Below are 14,714 nucleotides of genomic sequence, written 5' to 3' on the forward strand. Positions count from 1 at the left end.
CAACTTCCCGTGGTAACGCCCGGGTCTTGCCGCCGCAAGCCCCCGGCGGCTACGCTTTTGGGGCTGCACAGATGCCATAAACTCACCAAAATCGGAACAACGGCGACCTTCGAGTTACCGTAGCACTTCGTTTGACGTGAACCATCCATCGTTGATCCCGGTGATTATGATCCGGTTGAATTTTGGATGGATCAGACGCCGAAGAGTGAAACGACCCGCTGACCAAAGCCGTCGCGGACTGGATGCGGATGAATCTGGTCGAATCAGATCGTCGATCTTCCGATTGTGAACTAGCCTTCAGGGAACTTGCTTTTATGACCGACTCAAAGACGATCGCCCAGGATGAAGTGAAGAAGCACCTCGGCGAGCTTGAGCGAAATGCCGAAGTCGACGTCGACGCCTCCGAAACCAACGAGTGGCTTTCGTCGCTCGAATACGTGCTCAAAAGTAAGGGGCCCGATCGAGTTCGTTTTCTGCTCGAAAAGCTCCGTGACCGTGCCGCCGAACAAGGGGTTCAAGCGGCCGCCGATACCTCGACGCCTTACCTGAACACGATCCCCGTCCACGACGAACCGGCCTATCCGGGCAATCGAGAGTTGGAACGCCGGATCAAATCGATCATTCGCTGGAACGCGATGGCGATGGTCGTCGGCGGCAACAAACGCGGCGGCGGAATCGGTGGGCACATCAGCACCTTCGCCTCCAGCGCGACGCTTTATGAAGTCGCCTTCAACCACTTCTTCAAAGGCCGCGGCGAAGACGGTTACAGCGGGGACTCGGTTTACTTCCAAGGGCACGCCTCACCGGGCATGTACTCCCGTGCGTTTCTCGAAGGCCGACTTGGAAAAGAGAAACTGATTAATTTTCGCCGCGAACTGGAACCCGAAGGCGGATTGAGCAGCTATCCGCACCCCTGGCTGATGCCCGATTTTTGGGAGTACCCGACCGTCTCGATGGGACTGGGACCGATCATGGCGATCTACCAGGCCCGGTTCAACGAATACCTCCGCGACCGCGGCATCAAAGACACCAGCGGCCAAAAGGTGTGGGCGTTCCTGGGCGACGGTGAATGTGACGAACCGGAAACACTGGGCGCGATCGGTTTGGCATCGCGCGAAAAGCTGGACAACCTGATCTTCGTGATCAATTGCAACCTGCAACGTTTGGACGGCCCTGTCCGCGGCAACGGAAAAATCATTCAAGAACTCGAATCGATCTTCCGCGGTGCCGGCTGGAACGTGATCAAGGTCATCTGGGGCGGCGAGTGGGACGAATTGCTGGCCCGCGACACCACCGGGTTGTTGGCCAAACGGATGGGCGAGGTTGTCGACGGCCAGTACCAAAAGTACACCGGCATGCCCGGCAGCTACATCCGCGAGCACTTCTTCGGCAAGTACCCCGAACTGCTGAAGCTGGTCGAGAATTACAGCGACGAAAAACTGGAAAAAATGCGTCGCGGCGGCCACGATCCGGAAAAGGTTTTCGCGGCATATCAAAAAGCCGTCAGCTTAAAAAACGAAAAACCGACGGTCGTCCTGGCCAAGACGATCAAGGGATACGGTTTGGGCGAAGCCGGCGAAGGACGCAACGTCGCCCACAACCAAAAGAAACTCAACGAAGCCGAACTGCTGGAATTCCGCACCCGGTTCGGGATCCCGATCAGCGACGACGAAGTCGTCAACACACCGTTCTACAAGCCGCCGCAGGGCAGCCAAGAGATCAAGTACCTGCACGAACGACGCAAGGCGCTCGGCGGTTACCTGCCCTCGCGTCCGACCGAGCACCCGACGCTGGAAGTGCCGTCGCTGGACGACATGCGGAAAACGATCAAACGCTTGGAAAACAAAAGCGTCAGCACCACGTTCGCCGTCGTCCAAACCTTGATCGCCCTGTGCCGCGACAAAAAGATCGGCAAGTACATGGTGCCGATCGTCCCCGACGAATCGCGGACCTTCGGCATGGAAGGCATGTTCACCCAGTTCGGGATCTATGCCCATGCCGGCCAGCTGTACGAACCGGTCGATTCGGCGATCCTGCAAAAGTACAAAGAAGCCCAGGACGGGCAGATCCTGGAAGAAGGCATCACCGAAGCCGGATCGATGGCCAGCTTCAACGCCGCCGGAACCGCATACAGCTGTCACGGCGTCAACATGATCCCGTTCTTCATCTACTACAGCATGTTCGGGTTCCAACGCATCGGTGACCTGATCTGGGCCGCCGCCGACATGCGAGCCAAGGGTTTCCTGGTCGGCGGAACGGCCGGTCGAACGACGCTCAATGGCGAAGGGCTGCAGCACCAGGACGGTCACAGCTTGCTGAACGCGATCGCGTTCCCCACCGTGCGATCCTACGATCCCGCCTTCGCCTACGAAGCCGTCGTGATCATCCAAGAAGGATTGCAGAAGATGTACGCCGAAGGCGAGCAGTGCATTTACTACTTGATGAGCGAAAACGAAGAGTACATGCACCCCGAGATGCCCGAGGGTTGCGAAGAGGGAATCGTCAAAGGCATCTACAAGTACCGCAGCCGCGAAGTCGACGGCGCCAAGGCCCGCGTCCAACTGTTCGGCAGCGGCGCGATCCTGAACTGCGTTCTGGCCGCCCAGGAGTTGCTGGCCGAAAAATACGGCGTGGCCAGCGACGTCTGGAGCGTCACCAGTTACACCCAACTGCGACGCGACGCGGCGGCCTGTGACCGCTGGAACATGTTGCATCCGACCGAGACGCCGAAAAAGAGCTACTTGGAAGAAGTGCTCGACGGTGTCGAAGGCCCGTTCATTTCGGCCAGCGACTACGTTCGCGCCCTCGGCGAACAACTGACGCCCTGGATCCCAGGTGACTACTTCGTCCTGGGAACCGACGGGATGGGCCGCAGCGAAACCCGCGAATCACTGCGGCGTCACTTCGAAGTGGACAAGGAATCGATCACAATCGCCACGCTCAGCCGGCTCAGCAAGGCCGGCGTCGTCTCGCCGACCGACGTCAAACAGGCGATCGATGACCTCGGCTACGATGCCGACAAGCCGGACCCCTATTACACCTAGTTCTTCATCCCCGCACTGAATAGTTATCCCTGCACTGACATTTGTCCCCGCACGAAGCGACGGCACGACGCCGTCGCACTTGACCTCTCCTAATCGCTGATAATCCACTTATGGCTACTGAAGTTACCCTTCCCGATCTTGGTGACGGCATCGAATCCGGTGACGTTCTTGAAGTGTTCGTCTCGGTCGGAGACGTCATCTCCGAAGGTCAAGACATCGTTGAAATGGAAACGGACAAGGCGACCGTTCCCGTGCCCTCTTCGGTCGCCGGAAAGGTTTCCAAGATCGCCGTCAGCGAAGGCGACACCGTGCCGATCGGCGGCGTGTTAATCGAAGTCGAAGCCGAATCGGGGGCCGCGGCCCCGGCGGCCGCGCCCGAGCCGGAAGCCCCCAAGGCCGAACAGCCTGCCGCGCCGGCAGCCGATCCCGAGCCGGCAGCCGATCCCGAGCCTCAGCCACCGACACAGCAAACGCCCCCCCAGCCGACACCGGCACCTCAGGCAGCACCGGCACCAACGCCGCCGTCGGCTCCCGCACCCGCGGCCGCCGCCCCAGCACCAACACCCCCCGCACCAACACCCCCCGCACCAGCACCCGCCGCACCGGCCGCCGACGCCGAAGGCGGCGTGATCCCGGCCGGTCCGGCCGTGCGTCGTTTCGCCCGCGAGGTCGGGGTGGATTTGAATCGGGTTCAAGGGACCGGCGAAGGCGGCCGAATCACCCGCGACGACGTGTTGGCTGCCGTTCGTGCCGCCAGCCAAACCGCGGCCAATCAAGTCGCCACGAGCCAGCCGACTGCTCCCGCCGCCAACGCTCCCAGTGCCGCTCCCGCAGCCGCACCGGCCACCCAGAACTCGGATCGGCCCGGCACGCCCGCGATGGACGACTTCGGATCGATCCGCGTCGAACGGATGAGCAAGATTCGCAAGACGATCAGCAAGCAGATGCACGTCAGCTGGTCCACGGTTCCTCGCGTGACCAACTTCGATGATGCCGATATCACCGAACTGGAACACCTGCGGCAGACCAGTAAGGAAGATTATGCCAAGCAGGGTCTGAAATTGACGACCATGCCGTTCTTGATCAAAGCCGTGGCCACCGCATTGCAGCGTCACCCGGCGATCAACGCGACGATCGATCAAGAGAACGAGCAGCTGATCTACAAGGACTATGTCAACGTCGGCATCGCCGTCGACACCGACCGCGGTTTGGTCGTGCCGGTGTTGAAAGACGCCGACCGGATGAGCGTGCCCGGCGTGACGCGGACACTGGCCGAGATGGCCGGCAAGGTCCGTAGCGGACAGTTCGCCGTCAACGACTTGCGTGGCGGAACGTTCACGATCAGCAACTTGGGCGCGATCGGCGGCCAGTACTCCACACCGATCGTCAACGTCCCCGAAGTCGCGATTCTGCTGGTCGGGCGGTCTCGCAAACTGCCCGTCGTGATGCCCGACGACACGATCCAACCGCGGTTGATGATGCCGCTGTCACTGTCCTACGACCACCGCCTTGTCGACGGCGGAACCGCAGCCCGCTTCCTGAACGAAGTGATCGATCTGCTGGAAGCCCCCAGCCGACTGTTGCTGGCGTTCTGATCCGGCGCCGCGCCGCTGGTAGATCCAGATCGTAGCGGAAGCCGCCAAGGCTTTCGCTCGCCACCCCCGTGGGCCTCTGCCCGCCCGGGTGCCAGCGGGAAGCGTCAGCGAGCGGCCCCTCAGCCAACCCGCATCCAAACGGCAGCCACTCGCCCAATCGCCGCGGGGTTTTGCGAGCCTTGCCGACTGGAGCGGCAGATGCGGGCTGAAACCGAGGTTTCCGCGGGGATGTTGCGTGCTGTTTGAGCACGTCTGATAGACTATTCTGTTCTAAGGAAGACCGCGACGTGGCTGCGTCGTGCTTACCCTATCCCAGCTTTTCTTTCGGAGAATGTCGTTGATGACCAACGTGTATGGCCCGCTCCAGGTATTCGGGCTCCCCTGTCGATCCAATGTTGTTTTCAAGGCCGTGATCGTGATGGTCACCGCGTTGTTCTGTCTGTCGGGACCTGTGGCTGGGGTTGTCGCGCAAGACGACGCAATGGATGAATTTGGTGACATCGCCGGTCCGGGAGAAGACCCCGCGCCGGCCCCCGCAGATGACGGCGCTGCCCCCGCCGGCGGCGGACCCGCAGCAGGCGGGGGTTTGATGGGCGGTGGTAACGATGGTGGGGCCGACCAAACCGCTGCACCGCAATCCGATTCGTTGCTGTCCTGGGTCCTCGACTCGCTCGGCTACACCTACCTGATCATTTTCCTGCTGCTGTCGGTCACGCTGGTTTCGCTGTTTGTGATGAACATGCTGGCCGCACGTCGCGAGACCTTGTGCCCGAACGAATTGATCGAAAGCTTCGAAGAGAAACTCAACGCCAAACAGTTCCAAGAAGCCTATGACATGGCTCGAACCGACGAATCGGTCCTCGGTCAGGTCCTGTCGGCCGGACTGGCCAAGATCTCCCGCGGCTACAACAAGGCGATCGAGGGCATGCAGGAGGTCGGTGAAGAAGAGAGCATGAAGCTGGAACACCGATTGAGCTACATGGCGCTGATCGGAAACCTGAGCCCGATGATCGGATTGTTCGGCACCGTTCAAGGGATGATCGCGTCGTTCCGCGTGATCGCCACCAGCCCGCAAACGCCTAAGCCGGCCCAGTTGGCCGAAGGGATCTCGACCGCGTTGTTCACCACGCTGGTTGGCTTGGCCGTCGCCATCCCCGCCATCGCGGCCTACAACATCTTGCGGAACCGCGTCGCGCGGCTGCTGCTGGAAGTCGGCGTGCAGAGCGAAAACCTGATGAGCCGTTTTGAAGACATTCAACCGGGAGGCGGCGCCCAGTGAAGGTAAAGTCGAAGAAGCCGGACTTGGCCGAAGGCGACTTGACCCCGATGATTGACATGACGTTTCAGTTGATCGCGTTCTTCATGGTGCTGATCAACTTTTCGCAGACCGAATCAAACGAACGGGTCGTTTTGCCGAGCAGCCAACTGGTCAAGCCTCCGGAAAAGCCGCTGGAGTTTCCGATCATCTTGCACGTCGCCAAAGACGGGGAAATCATCCTCGGCGGCGACAGCTACACCACCGAAACGCTCAGCACCGGACTGCGCCGGGAACTGGCGGTCTTGAAAGCCGAAAAGAAATCGCCGGCCGATGCCAACGTCATCATCCGAGGCCACCAGGATGTCGCCGCCGGCCAAGTCCAGGAGATCATCCGCGTCGCTCAAGACCAACAACTGGAACAATTCGCGCTGCGTGCCAAGGAGGACCGGTCATGAGAATGCGACATGAAGTCGAGCACGAGAAGAACGAGTTGAACATGACCAGCATGATCGACATCGTTTTCCTGCTGCTCGTGTTCTTTGTGATGACCTTCAAGATCGTCGAAATGGAAGGTGACTTCACCGTCCGGATGCCCCTGGCGCGCGATTCCAACGCAACCCCCGACGTCACCGACCTGCCACTGAAACTACGACTGCGGGCCGACAACGACGGAAAGCTCACGTCGATGTCGCTGAACGAAATCAATCTGGGCACCGATTTCACCAAGCTCCGCGCAAACGTGATCGGACTGGTCGGCACCGACGAACCGGTCGAAGGCGATGATGGACCGGAGATCGAAATCGATACCGATTACAACCTCCGCTACGCCTACGTGATCCAGGCCATCACCTCGGTCAGCGGCTACCGCGACGACACCGATCAAGTCGTCAAACTGATCGAAAAGATCAAGTTCGCAAAACCGCGACGATGATTCGCGTGAATCAGGGACTCGGATTCGTAGCTACGCTCGCCAGAGCGTGGTCCTCCAACCGATCACCCGGCAGATCCACCTTCTGGCGAAGGTAGCTACGTCGGGGTTATTCGTCACGCCTCGGCGATCACGTGGGACCGAATGACCGATCCCTTGGCCAGGTGTTCGTCAAAGATCCGGTCGATGATCTCCGGCGTGCAGTCCCCGTACCAAATTCCGTCGGGCAGCACGCCGACGATCGGGCCGCCCTTGCAGACGCCGATGCACCCCGCCTTGATCCGCAAGACGATCGCGTGATCTTCCTTGCGGCGTTGTTTGACGCGGCGTTTGATCTGATTCCACGCCGCGTCCATCGCCTTCCCGCTACAACACTTGGCGGTCTTGCGATCCATACACACCACCAACGTGTGCTCGACTTTGTCGAGTTTCAGTTTGGCGGCTTTCTTGCGGGCGGAGCTTAAATTCATTCGTCGCGGTTGACCACGGGGTTGGAAACGTCGGGATCGTTGACTTCGGGCGAAGACACGGTCCCGGGCACGGGTTCGTTCTCCGACTTCATCTTCTGTTGAATCGACTCGCCGATCAGGTCGGTGATCTGTTGCTCGTCAAGTTCCTCTTCTTCCATCAACGCCCGTGTGACCTTCTCCAGGTCGCCGCGATGCTCGCGCAACAGTTGTTCGGCACGCTGGTCGGCTTCCATCAAGATCCGAGCGACTTCTTCGTCGATCAGCTCTTGAGTGTGCTCGCTGAATTGACGCGACTGGTGCATTTCGCGTCCCAAGAACGGATCCTCGTCACTGGTCTTGTAGCACACCGGTCCCAGTTTCGGACTCATGCCCCAGTGCGTGACCATTCGCCGCGCGATGCTGGTGGCGCGTTCCAAATCGTTTTCCGCACCGACGGTCGGTTCATCGTAAACGATCTTTTCCGCCGCACGTCCGCCCAACAGCACGATCAGCTGGTGTTCCAGTTCCTTCTTGCTGACGTTCAAGCGGTCTTCGTTGGGCACGTACTGCGTGACGCCCAGGGCCCGTCCGCGCGGGACGATGGTGACCTTGTGGACGGTATGGGCTCCATCCAGATGCCATGCGGTCAGGGTGTGGCCGGCTTCGTGATACGCGGTCTTCTCTTTCTCGATCCCACGCAGCACTTCCTCGCGTTTGGCGCCCATCAGGATTTTGTCACGGGCGTAATCGAAGTCATCCATGTCGACTTCTTTCTTGTCGTGACGGGCGGCCCACAGTGCGGCTTCGTTGACCATGTTTTGAATGTCTGCCCCGGTCAGTCCGATCGTTCCGGCGGCAAGCCGGTCCAATTTCACATCGTCGGCCAACGGGACATCGCGGACGTGGACCTTGAAAATCTCTTCGCGGCCTTTCATCGTCGGGCGATTGACGGTGACGTGACGGTCGAAACGTCCGGGACGCAACAGGGCCGGGTCCAGCACGTCGGGACGGTTGGTGGCTGCGACCACGATCACCGCCTGACTGGGGGTGAATCCGTCCATTTCGCCGAGGATCTGATTCAACGTCTGCTCGCGCTCGTCGTGTCCCCCGCCCAGTCCGGCGCCACGCTGACGTCCGACCGCATCGATTTCGTCGATGAAAATGATTGCGGGACTGTTCTGTTTGGCCGTTTGGAACAGGTCTCGGACCCGACTGGCCCCGACGCCGACGAACATCTGGATGAATTCGCTGCCGTTGACCGAATAAAACGGCACTTCGGCTTCACCGGCCACGGCACGGGCGAGAAGTGTCTTTCCGGTCCCCGGAGGTCCGTTCAGCAGAACGCCTTTGGGAACCCGCCCCCCGAGTTTTTGGAATTTGTCGGGGGTTTTCAGATAGTCCACGATCTCTTGCAAGTCCGCCTTGACGCCTTCCAAGCCCGCCACGTCTTCAAACGTGACGGTTTTTTCGTTCGCCTCGAATCGTTTCGCGGGACTTTTGCCGAATCCCGACAAGAAGCCTCCGCCCATGATGTCGTTCCGCGTGCGACGGATCATCATGAACACGAACAGGAACACGGCCAACGGCAACCCGATGAAGATCAGCAGATTGACCAGTTCACGGGTGTTGTCGGGCGCCTGGAAGTCGTAGGGAATGTCGGCGTCGACCAACATCCCCTCGATTCGCGAGGATGACTGGGGATCGAGCGAGATGTTGAAGTAGAATTTTTTCTTCAATTTGACCGGCTTGCCGTCGTCATCCTTATCAATCGTCTCGATGCCGTCCTTGATGACCGGAGGCGCTTCGGGCTCGTTTTTAAACGTCCCGACGACGGTTTGCTCGCCGATGCTGACTTTTTCGATGTTGTTCTTGGCCAACTGCTCACGAAAGAAACTGGCCGTGATCCTGGAACCGGGATCTTCGGTTCGCCAGAATAAAATGGCGAACCCGATCGCCAGCACCACCGCAATCAGCAATCCGTTATTGCGACGCGGGGGAGGTGCGTTGACGTCTGTCTCTTCGCGACGATTTTCCATAGTGGTATTTCGATCGAAAGTTGCTTGCCTTGGCCAGGCAGTGAGATTTAAGAGGAAGGGGCGACGGTGATTGCCAAGTCCGTTGTTGGCTTAGGCCCCGTGACAGGTCGCCCGACGGAAGCGGTGGTCAGCAAAACCGATGCCACACGCCGAAACCGACACGGAAACTATGCGTCGGTATGATAAATCGGTGTCAAAACATTCCCCAAAACTGACGCCGGGGAGTCGACCCGGCGGGCTACAATCCGCAAGGGTCTGTCTGTGCGGGGTCTGATTGTACCAATTTGCGCGAAAATGGAATCCGGGGCTTAGGACTGCCAACTTGGCGACACGCTGCGGCCCCTTGCCGCAGCCGCCTGCAGATGAGACGCGATTTGACGTCGATTCAGTTTTCGTATCTGACACACTTCCTCCATTGTGAACCCGTCGCTGAACAACCGCCAAGTCCAATAGGCGTCCCGCTCGCCGATCGATTCGTCCAAGTCCGCTTGGGCCTGGACCTCGACGATCGGGGGGGCGTCACTTGGCGATTTCTGCCGCGACTCCACGTTCGGTCGCCCCGCGTTAGCCTCGACGTTCCTCTCGGCTCCCGCACCGACGATGTCTCCAGACGGGACCTCCGATGGCGAATCGTTTGACTCGATCGGCGCCCCATCATCGACCGCCGGATCAGCACCCGCCAGGCACCCGCCGATGATCTCCAGGATGTCATACCCGTATTGTTCCATGGTCGCCGGACCGATGCCCGAGACGACCTCCAGCTCGCTGCTGCTTTGCGGACGGATCTCGGCCAGTCGATCGATCGTCGAATTGGACAACACCCGATAGGCCGGAATCCCCAGCGCCGCCGAGGATCGCCGCCGCCAGCGTTTCAGCGAATCACGAATCTCGTCGGCCAGCTTCTTTTCCGGACTGGTCAGATCATCCAGCGTCACTTGGATCCCGGTGTCCGCGTGTGCGCCTTCGGCCGGAATCGGATCGGCGTTCACACCGGCATCGGCGTGGGCGGATGGCTGGCCGCTGCCATCGGCACCGGAGGCATCACCACTGCTGACGTCGGTCGACTCGATGTGGCGTGCCGCCGCGGCCAAACACCGGGCCAGCCCCTTGGACAGCGTGAACGAGGCGGGCAACGGGGTCTTCAGGTGCATCACGGACTTGCCAAAATCGCTGATTTCGATCGTCGGCCGCCGCTGGTCGACTTCGCGCTGCTCGACCATCCCGTGTTCGATCATCGCGTCGATAATCTTGCTCAATTGCGATTGCTTCATCGACGACAGCATGCCGTAGGTGCTCAACCGCTGCAGTTTCCACTGGGTGATGCGTTTGTTTTGTGATCCACACAACATCTGAGCAACCAGATTCTTTCCGAATCGGCCGTGCATCCGTGTGACGCCGCTCAGTATGACTCGCAATCCGCACAGCACGGCGTTGGCGTCGGATTCGGTCAGACCCTCGGTCAGCGGGCTCGTCGATCCGGCCCCTGTCGGAACCTCACAACGATCACACTTGCCACAATTCTTGCTTTCTGGATCGCCGAAATAATCCAAGATCACACGTTGGCGGCATCCCCCGGTACGGGCGAACCCGATCACGGCCTCCAGCTTTTCGTACTCGTTCGCTTTCCGCCGCGCGAGTTCGTCAAAGTCGATTTCCAGGTTCTCAAACAGCACATCACGCTGGACAAAATGAACCGCCCGCCCGCGGAACGGTGGGACGTAATCAAAGGCGTTCAGACGACTCAGTTCACGCAGCGTCCGCATCAGCTGATCGCGATCGACGTCGGCCAATTCCATCAGCCGACTGGGGCGGACATAAACATCGTCGTTGCGACGTCGGCCGACAACCTGCTCGATCGCCGTCATCACGCGACGCCGCAGCTTGGCTTCCTTGGGCAAGAAATCCAGCATCGTTGGCGCATCGCTGTCGATCCGAACCAACATCTGGTTTTGGCTGCTATCGAGCCGCCGCAGCACGCCTGCCTTGGCGAGCAACGTTTCGGCCGTCCCGATCGCTTCAGAACTGTCCGCATCAATCGCGTCGCGGACCTGATCGAGCGTCAATTCGATCGGGTCCTCTGGTCGCGACAACAAGTACTGGTAGACCTTCTTGACGACCTCTTTGGACGGGTAACGATTCTCGATGAAGTACTCTTGGATGTAACGGTCCTGGTAAGAAAAGAACAACCGACAATCGCTCTCCAGACCGTCGCGTCCAGCCCGGCCGGCTTCCTGATAGTACGCTTCCAGGGTTCCGGGCATGTTGTAGTGGGCGACGAATCGGATATCCGACTTGTCGATGCCCATCCCGAACGCGTTGGTCGCGACGATGGCCGCCAACTCGCCGGCCATAAACTTCTCTTGGACGACGCGGCGTTTTTCCGAATCCATGCCGCCGTGGTAAACACCGATCGGGCGACGCGTCTGTTCGGGCAACCAGTCGCCGATCGCTTCACAGTTCTTTCGCGTCGCGGCATAAATGATCCCCGCGCCGTCTTGGCGTTTGACGAACTCGGTCAGCTGAGTCTCCTTCTCCACATCCGTTTTGCTTTGCGAGACCCCGAAACGCAGATTGGTGCGGGCAAACCCCGTCACAAAAACTTTCGGGGATTTCAGATCCAACAGCGAACACACGTCGTCGCGGACCAGCGGTGTCGCCGTAGCGGTCAGCGCGATCGTTTGTAGACCATCCAGGTACTGCGCCCGGACTTTGCCAAGCCGTGAGTAGTCGGGCCGAAAATCGTGCCCCCACTCGCTCACGCAGTGGGCTTCGTCGACGGCAAGCAACGTGACCTGGCAGCGTTGCAGGATTTCGAGGAACCGTCCGTTGCGCAGCCGCTCCGGTGCGACATACACCATCTCCAACTCGCCGCGGGTCATCGATTCCATCACGTCCTCTTGTTCGCGGACACTTTGGGTCGAATTGATCAACCGGGCGGCGATCCCCAATTGGCGCAGCGTGTCGACCTGATCCTTCATTAGCGCGATCAGCGGAGAAACGACGATCGTCATCCCGGGCCGCGCCAGGGACGGCAATTGGTAGCACAGGCTTTTGCCGCCGCCGGTCGGCATCACGCACATCACGTCGTCGCCGCCGGCAACGGCTTCGATCACCTCACGCTGGCCGGGGCGAAACTCGCGCAGTCCGAACCGCGACAGCAGCGAATCGTAATCGGTGGCAGTGGCATTCATGAGTCAGTCCGTTTGAGAAGGCGTGCGAGCCCCAAAGTATACGGAATTCCCATCACCTGGCGATCCGCGGCCCGCCCGCTTGCCGGCGCGTTGGCGATAGCCGCCGGCGGCGTCCTGGTCTATACTGGCGGATTGACAATTGACGCCGAGACCTGATCCGATCGAGCCTCCGTTTGCCATGCCCATCGCCCCAGTTTGCCGCGCCCGAGTCCATTCCATCGGCACTTCCTCCTGTTTATTGCGACGCGTTACGCCGCTCGATTTATGCCTTGTCGTCTTGGTGTTTGTCCTGGCCGCCGGAGGAGATCGTGCTGGGCGGGCCGCCGAGCCGGTTTTTGCAGAGGATTTTGAATCCGGCACCGCTCGCTGGGAAATGCTCGATCCCAAGACTTGGAAGCACAGCGAGCACGACGGATCGATGACGATCGAAATCACCGATCGGTCCAGCGAGTACAAGCCGCCAGTTCGCAGCCCGCTGCACGTCGCGTTGATCAAGAACCTGGAGCTGGGCAGCTTTGAAATCAACTTTCGCGTCAAAAGCACCAAAGACACCGGCAACCATCGCGATTGCTGTGTGTTTTTCAATTACCGCGACGACCAGCACTTTTACTACGTGCACCTGGGGGCCCGCCCCGACCCACACAGCGGTCAAATCATGATCGTCAACGAAGCACCCCGATTGGCTTTGACCGACAACCAACGCGAAACGCCGTGGGACGACCAATGGCACCGGGTCAAACTGATTCGCGATGTCAGAACGGGGCGGATCGCAATTTATTTCGATGACATGTCCAAACCCCACATGGAGGTGTTCGACAAAACGTTTACCGGCGGTCGCATCGGGCTGGGGTCGTTTGACGACCTAAATGCCTTTGACGATGTTGTCGTCCACGCACGCTAATCACGGCCATCGCCGGTCACTACTCTTCTCTCCGACGTCACCGTCGGAACCACCATCAATACAAGGATTCTGCAACGGATGAGCGATTACGGAATGTTCAGCGACGATTTTTATCTCAACATGAACTTGGCGACCGAAATGGATCTGCCGCAAAATCGCGAGTCCGTGCTCCACTATTTCGAACAGGTGCGACGCCGTTACCCCCAGTTGCTGAACTTCTACTCGCGCGAGAAGTCAGAGTTTGTGCTCGAAGAAGAAAAGGAAAAGGGCTCTTACCGTTGGGTCTCGATCGAACCGCGACGACTGAACAGCGGATCGGTCAACCCCGAGACGCTTGACGCCGCGATCGAACAGCATCGCAGCGTTCTGGAGTTGGTGCCCTACGAACTATCGATCACACCACTGGATTGTGAATCGCTGAGCGTGATGCTGGGATTCGATTTCAATTATCGCGGCAACCACAACGAGATTCTGAATCAGGCGATCGGGGTTGCTCCGGCGCTGGAGCGGTTCACGACGCTGCCGTACGGGAAAGTGCTGTCCAACGAACCGTCATTACAGTTCGCGCTGGACGAAGAGTGCCGCACGCAGTGCCGGATCAGTTTTGAATCCCGCACCACCGCCTATCAAGTCCGCACCGGCGAATACAGCGAAGACCAATTGAGCGTGTATCTGACGGTCCGCCGGTACGACAGCCTGGGGCCGGATGAATCCTTCGACAAAGAATTCATACGTCTCTCCTCGCTCTGCCGCGACCTGGTCGACGAGTACCTGGTCAGCGCCGTCCTCCGCCCCCTCCAAGAAGCGATCTCCCTGCACTAGCCCCATCAAAAGGGGACGGGGGTTGAATCAGCCACCAAGTGCAGCACCGCTGTCCCCAGCGGTTCTCCCCAGAAAGCGAAACGCAACAGCCCGGACGCAAGCGAGACCATGAATTGGTTCAGCGTGGCGGGCGGCAGATGCGTCTCGATTTCACTGGTGCCTTCGTCAAGTCAATCGGCCGTGGGCGGACAGGGAAGCAACGTCAAGCGTCCCGTCTTAGGGAGCTGATTCTTCGGTCGGTTCATCTAAGAGACCTGCCCCCTTAGATTCGGTCCATCGTTTCAAGGAGTGGATTGCGGCAGAGATTCCTAGCTGCGCTCACGAAGCTGCCGTTTTAGCGCCACTTCCATCGCGGCAAGCTCCTCCGATGAACGCATTCGCAGGTCTTCGATCGTTGATTCTGCGACGCCCGCAAGCGATTGAAGCACTCGTACCCGGCCGATTGCCTCCCCTCGGGCCTCTCCTCGGGCCTCAGCCGCTTCCAGGCGTC

Annotated in this window: 11 protein-coding genes; 7 read left to right on the forward strand and 4 right to left on the reverse strand. The window is 59.6% G+C overall.

The window, feature by feature from the left end:
* Positions 1 to 314 precede the first annotated feature (314 nt).
* From aceE to H1B37_RS22210, 5 genes are all read left to right on the forward strand, one after another.
* Positions 315 to 3,044, forward strand: a complete 2,730-nt coding sequence (aceE, locus tag H1B37_RS22190) for a pyruvate dehydrogenase (acetyl-transferring), homodimeric type (RefSeq protein WP_182868882.1) — start codon at positions 315 to 317, stop codon at positions 3,042 to 3,044.
* 110 nt (positions 3,045 to 3,154) lie between these two features.
* Complete coding sequence (locus H1B37_RS22195; RefSeq protein ID WP_182868884.1) at positions 3,155 to 4,639, forward strand: 2-oxo acid dehydrogenase subunit E2; 1,485 nt, start codon at positions 3,155 to 3,157, stop codon at positions 4,637 to 4,639.
* A 340-nt stretch (positions 4,640 to 4,979) separates the two neighbouring features.
* Positions 4,980 to 5,918, forward strand: a complete 939-nt coding sequence (locus H1B37_RS22200; RefSeq protein ID WP_436298690.1) for a MotA/TolQ/ExbB proton channel family protein — start codon at positions 4,980 to 4,982, stop codon at positions 5,916 to 5,918.
* Complete coding sequence (locus tag H1B37_RS22205; protein ID WP_182868885.1) at positions 5,915 to 6,352, forward strand: ExbD/TolR family protein; 438 nt, start codon at positions 5,915 to 5,917, stop codon at positions 6,350 to 6,352. The genes H1B37_RS22200 and H1B37_RS22205 overlap by 4 nt, the downstream gene beginning before the upstream one ends.
* Entirely contained in the window at positions 6,349 to 6,828 is a 480-nt protein-coding gene (locus H1B37_RS22210; RefSeq protein ID WP_182868887.1) for an ExbD/TolR family protein, read from the forward strand. Before H1B37_RS22205 ends, H1B37_RS22210 begins: the two co-directional genes overlap by 4 nt.
* Positions 6,829 to 6,941: 113 nt before the next feature.
* On the opposite strand, the gene H1B37_RS22215 is transcribed toward H1B37_RS22210, so the two are convergent.
* The 3 genes from H1B37_RS22215 to H1B37_RS22225 form a co-directional block, all read right to left on the reverse strand.
* A complete protein-coding gene (locus H1B37_RS22215) occupies positions 6,942 to 7,295 on the reverse strand; it encodes a (2Fe-2S) ferredoxin domain-containing protein (protein ID WP_182868888.1) in 354 nt (117 codons plus the stop codon).
* Positions 7,292 to 9,310: an ATP-dependent zinc metalloprotease FtsH gene (gene ftsH / locus H1B37_RS22220; RefSeq protein WP_182868890.1), complete on the reverse strand. Its 2,019-nt coding sequence runs from the start codon at positions 9,308 to 9,310 to the stop codon at positions 7,292 to 7,294. The genes H1B37_RS22215 and ftsH overlap by 4 nt, the downstream gene beginning before the upstream one ends.
* A 308-nt stretch (positions 9,311 to 9,618) precedes the next feature.
* Positions 9,619 to 12,501 (reverse strand): ATP-dependent DNA helicase RecQ, encoded by a 2,883-nt coding sequence (locus H1B37_RS22225; protein ID WP_182868891.1) that lies wholly within the window; start codon positions 12,499 to 12,501, stop codon positions 9,619 to 9,621.
* Between the two features lie 178 nt (positions 12,502 to 12,679).
* On the opposite strand from H1B37_RS22225, the gene H1B37_RS22230 reads away from it, so the two are divergent.
* Together H1B37_RS22230 and H1B37_RS22235 are read left to right on the forward strand one after the other, a co-directional pair.
* The gene (locus tag H1B37_RS22230) at positions 12,680 to 13,402 is read left to right on the forward strand and encodes a hypothetical protein (protein ID WP_286178034.1); all 723 of its coding nucleotides are present in this window, start codon (positions 12,680 to 12,682) and stop codon (positions 13,400 to 13,402) included.
* Between the two features lie 78 nt (positions 13,403 to 13,480).
* Positions 13,481 to 14,224, forward strand: a complete 744-nt coding sequence (locus H1B37_RS22235; protein ID WP_182868893.1) for a hypothetical protein — start codon at positions 13,481 to 13,483, stop codon at positions 14,222 to 14,224.
* A gap of 308 nt (positions 14,225 to 14,532) precedes the next feature.
* On the opposite strand, the gene H1B37_RS33425 is transcribed toward H1B37_RS22235, so the two are convergent.
* The coding region (locus tag H1B37_RS33425; protein WP_220498318.1) for a hypothetical protein at positions 14,533 to 14,714 on the reverse strand (182 nt) is incomplete at its 5' end.

It is taken from the genome of Stieleria mannarensis, from assembly GCF_014154935.1.
Taxonomy (GTDB): Bacteria; Planctomycetota; Planctomycetia; order Pirellulales; family Pirellulaceae; genus Stieleria; species Stieleria mannarensis.

Bases quoted from the DNA above. Each gene is read 5' to 3' on its own strand.
- aceE (WP_182868882.1), top strand. From the start codon at position 315: ATGACCGACTCAAAGACGATCGCCCAGGATGAAGTGAAGAAGCACCTC.
- H1B37_RS22195 (WP_182868884.1), top strand. From the start codon at position 3,155: ATGGCTACTGAAGTTACCCTTCCCGATCTTGGTGACGGCATCGAATCC.
- H1B37_RS22200 (WP_436298690.1), top strand. From the start codon at position 4,980: ATGACCAACGTGTATGGCCCGCTCCAGGTATTCGGGCTCCCCTGTCGA.
- H1B37_RS22210 (WP_182868887.1), top strand. From the start codon at position 6,349: ATGAGAATGCGACATGAAGTCGAGCACGAGAAGAACGAGTTGAACATG.
- H1B37_RS22215 (WP_182868888.1), bottom strand. From the start codon at position 7,295: ATGAATTTAAGCTCCGCCCGCAAGAAAGCCGCCAAACTGAAACTCGAC.
- ftsH (WP_182868890.1), bottom strand. From the start codon at position 9,310: ATGGAAAATCGTCGCGAAGAGACAGACGTCAACGCACCTCCCCCGCGT.
- H1B37_RS22225 (WP_182868891.1), bottom strand. From the start codon at position 12,501: ATGAATGCCACTGCCACCGATTACGATTCGCTGCTGTCGCGGTTCGGA.
- H1B37_RS22230 (WP_286178034.1), top strand. From the start codon at position 12,680: ATGCCCATCGCCCCAGTTTGCCGCGCCCGAGTCCATTCCATCGGCACT.
- H1B37_RS22235 (WP_182868893.1), top strand. From the start codon at position 13,481: ATGAGCGATTACGGAATGTTCAGCGACGATTTTTATCTCAACATGAAC.